Below are 3497 nucleotides of genomic sequence, written 5' to 3' on the forward strand. Positions count from 1 at the left end.
ACAGCCGCACCCGCGGACCACATGCGACGGTTCGCTGAGGGCGGCGATCAGTCGTTTATTGAGAGCTGCCGGTGGGTTGATTGGCGCCTGTGGCAAGACATCTGCCCCGGTCAACTGTGTTCGTACAAGATGGACGTTCAGCGCCTCGGCCGCGTGCCGGACGGCGTTCGCGCGGTGGTTTTCCACGCCAAGCCCCGGCCATGGGAGGTAGGTTGGTGAAAGCATTCATGACTGGGCCATTAACTTGATCGGCAGTGAGTATCGCCGGGTGCCCTATGGACTTCACGAAAAGACGCGGAAAATAACTGCAACCGCTTCATGAGGCAGCTAAGCGGGAACGGCCGGCTTATCCGCGTGCCTTTGACGGCGCGACGGTGGCAGAGATCGGTCTGATCCAGGGTTGCGACCAATCGACGGGACAGCGTGGCTGAAGAATGAGCAAGATCCTAGTCACCGGCGGCGCAGGTTTCCTCGGCTCTCATCTCTGCGACAAGCTCCTTTCAGAGAGGCACGACGTTCTGTGCCTCGACAATTTCTTTACCGGCTCGAAGGCCAATATCCGCCATCTCCTCGACGATCCCGGTTTCGAGCTGATGCGGCACGACGTGACTGTCCCGCTCTATGTGGAAGTGGACAAGATCTACAATCTCGCCTGCCCGGCCTCGCCCGTCCATTATCAGCACAATCGGATCCAGACGACGAAGACGAGCGTGCACGGCGCCATGAACATGCTGGGGCTCGCCAAGCGGCTGAAGGCGCGCATCCTGCAGGCATCGACCTCGGAGGTCTATGGCGATCCGGAAATCCATCCGCAGGTCGAATCCTATTGGGGCCGGGTCAATCCGATCGGCGTCAGAAGCTGCTATGACGAAGGCAAGCGCTGCGCTGAGACCCTCTTTTTCGACTATCACCGTCAGGTCGGCCTCCAAATCAAGGTGATGCGCATCTTCAACACCTATGGACCGCGCATGCATCCCAATGACGGACGGGTGGTGTCGAATTTCATCGTCGCGGCGCTCACGGGCGAGCCGATCACGATCTATGGCGACGGCTCACAGACGCGGAGCTTCTGCTATGTCGACGACCTTATCGACGGCATGGTACGACTAATGGGGAGTCCGGCCGCCTTCACTGGTCCCGTTAATATCGGCAATCCGGGCGAGTTCACCATGCTCGAACTTGCGGAAAAAGTGCTGGCGACCGTCGGCGGGCGATCGAAGCTCACTTTCCTGCCGCTCCCCGGGGACGACCCGAAGCAGCGCCAGCCCGACATCAGCCTCGCGAAGGAAGCGCTCGGCTGGGCGCCGCGCATGCCGCTCGAAGACGGTCTGAAAGAGACGGTCGCCTATTTCAGGAAGGTATTGGCATAGGAAGAGCCTCCCGCTCACTTCCTTGCACCGTAGCAGCGGGCGCGCGAAACCAGCTGCTACGCGCGTTCGGGATTGTACTCATAGGGCTGAACATTCGGATCGAAGCCATTGATGGTCGTGGGCATCACGTATTTCTGGGCGATCTGGTAGGTGGCTGGGTTGACGGTGCCGATCAAACCTTTGCGCTCGATGGCGTAGTGGATCGCCGGGCGAACACGCACATCGTCCAGCGGCGATTTGTAGATGTCGAAGCGCAGCCGCTCGGTTTCCGAAATTCAGGTAGGTGAAGTCGGTCTCCGGGTTATCCGCGACGACGGAGGAGATCCCCCACGCCAAATCGGCTTCGCCGGTCGCAACCATTGCCGCTCGCACCGCCGACTGCTCGCGGGACACGTAAGTTGCGTTATCGACGGCGCCCGGCTCGCCCCCGTAGTCGGTGAACTTAGTGACGAGGATGCTCTGGCCCGGGGGTCCAGGGGACGAATTGATAGGGATCGGGTGCCGATGGCTCGCGCGACAGAGTGGTTGCGTCGGCGGGTGCCTTACCGATGCCGAGACAGCTCATCAGCACCGGCATTGCCAACACTCCCCCTCCCCTCCCCTGCCGGCGCCGACAAGCGAGAAGGGTCGGTTTCCGGGTCACCTTGAAGGCTTGGCTGATCGCGCACGCGGCTAGGTCGAAGCGGCCAGTTCGGCGAACACGCGGCCCGCGCCTACGCCTCCGACTGGCGTCATTTTGCCAGTTGGTGCCGACGGCAAGGCGTCGAAACGCCCCCCGATCCTCAGGTCGTCGGCCTCTACGTCACGGCCTGTGCATCCGCCAAGCTCGGCGGCGATCGAAGAGCCAATTCGGTGTCGACGATCGAGCGCCGGCTTTCGTCGCTCGCTTGGAACTATGCGCAGCGTGGGCAGCCGCTGGACCGCAAGGACCGGCATATCGCCACCGTCATGGCCGGTATTCGCAACACCCACGCTTCACGTCCCTCCTGCCTGAGGATCTGATCGCCATGCTGGAGACGCTGGATCGCGGAACCCTGCGCGGCTTGCGCGATCGCGCCGTGCTGTTGCTCGGCTTTGCCGGCGGCCTGCGACGTTCGGAAATCGTCGGCCTCGATGTTTGGCGCGATCAAACCGAGGACGGCCGCGGCTGGGTGGACTTCTTCCCCGACAAGGGCGTTCTGGTCACCTTGCGCGGCAAGGCGGCCGGCGCCGAGCGGCTCAACGACCAGGAGGTGGCGCGCCTGGTCAAGCGTACCGCGCTCGCTGCCGGCATGCGGGGCGATCTGTCGGAAGGCGAACGCGGTCAAAAATTTGCCGGGCATTCGCTGCGCGCTGGGTCTCGCCTCCTCGGCCGAGGTCAACGAGCGCTATGTGCAAAAGCAGCTCGGTCACGCGTCAGCGGAAATGACGCGAAAATATCAGCGCCGCAGGGACCAAGTCAGGGTCAAGGACCAAGGCGTCTGGACTCTAACACCCCCTCCCTTCCCCCCGCTCGATCGTCGGAGTTAGTTGGTCAGGTCTTCTTAGGCTTAGGCGACGACCACCTCATCGAGCACGGCCAGCGCTGTATCCAGGCTATCGGCGGCCGACACTTCGTAGTCGGGCATGATCATCAGCTGTGCTATGGCACGCTCCACGAATTCTGGATTTAACTTTTCCAACCGATCCTTGGTCCGCGAAACTTGCTCTGGAAATGCGCGCAGAGCGTTGACCATGAGGCTCCAACTGGGACCGTGCTGCAGCAGCGATATCGAAATGTCGCGCGGCTTGGCTTCCGATCCTCGGTAGTAGATCTTTTTGGCGATGATCACGGGAATGGTCTCGAGCCGCACCCCCTGCCTTCAACGTCGCGTGTGTCGAACGGTGTCTTTGTCAGCGCTCCGGCAACGATGAAGTCGATTTCACCGACGCCTTCGAAGGCGAATTTCTGGAACCGAACTCCGTCACCCAGATAGTCGGATGGGATCGTTTCGAAGTGCAGCTGGCGTCTGGAGGGGTCGATGAACCCGAGCAGTTGCGGGTCGTCGAGGAAGATATCGATGTCGTGGCTTTCGCGATCGCCGACCTGGATCATCATCGCCGTCCCGCCGCCAAATGACCATTCAAAGTCGTAGGCCCCGGCATTCT

Annotated in this window: 5 protein-coding genes and 1 pseudogene; 2 read left to right on the top strand and 4 right to left on the bottom strand. The window is 61.6% G+C overall.

All coding sequences use genetic code 11. From position 1 onward, the window contains the following. Positions 1 to 186 (bottom strand): hypothetical protein (locus EOA33_RS39880; protein WP_210212622.1); only part of this gene is annotated, 186 nt, incomplete at its 3' end. A gap of 248 nt (positions 187 to 434) precedes the next feature. Between EOA33_RS39880 and EOA33_RS28610 the strand changes: the two genes are divergently transcribed. Next, complete coding sequence (locus EOA33_RS28610; RefSeq protein WP_127407167.1) at positions 435 to 1370, top strand: UDP-glucuronic acid decarboxylase family protein; 936 nt, start codon at positions 435 to 437, stop codon at positions 1368 to 1370. A 56-nt stretch (positions 1371 to 1426) separates the two neighbouring features. Here the strand turns inward: EOA33_RS28610 and EOA33_RS28615 are convergent, their stop codons facing one another. Continuing rightward, on the bottom strand, positions 1427 to 1645 hold the full coding sequence (locus EOA33_RS28615; RefSeq protein ID WP_127407168.1) for an ABC transporter substrate-binding protein: 219 nt from the start codon (positions 1643 to 1645) through the stop codon (positions 1427 to 1429). A 326-nt stretch (positions 1646 to 1971) separates the two neighbouring features. Here EOA33_RS28615 and EOA33_RS40910 point away from each other — a divergent pair. Then, positions 1972 to 2841 (top strand): annotated as a pseudogene (locus EOA33_RS40910) (tyrosine-type recombinase/integrase). 58 nt (positions 2842 to 2899) lie between these two features. On the opposite strand, the gene EOA33_RS39890 reads toward EOA33_RS40910, so the two are convergent. Next, positions 2900 to 3181: a hypothetical protein gene (locus EOA33_RS39890; protein WP_127407169.1), complete on the bottom strand. Its 282-nt coding sequence runs from the start codon at positions 3179 to 3181 to the stop codon at positions 2900 to 2902. After that, on the bottom strand, positions 3178 to 3497 hold a 320-nt coding region (locus tag EOA33_RS28630; protein ID WP_145989327.1), incomplete at its 5' end, for a nucleotidyl transferase AbiEii/AbiGii toxin family protein. The genes EOA33_RS39890 and EOA33_RS28630, both read right to left, overlap by 4 nt.

The sequence above is a fragment of the Mesorhizobium sp. M4A.F.Ca.ET.050.02.1.1 genome, assembly GCF_003997725.1.
In the GTDB taxonomy this organism is placed as follows: Bacteria; Pseudomonadota; Alphaproteobacteria; order Rhizobiales; family Rhizobiaceae; genus Mesorhizobium.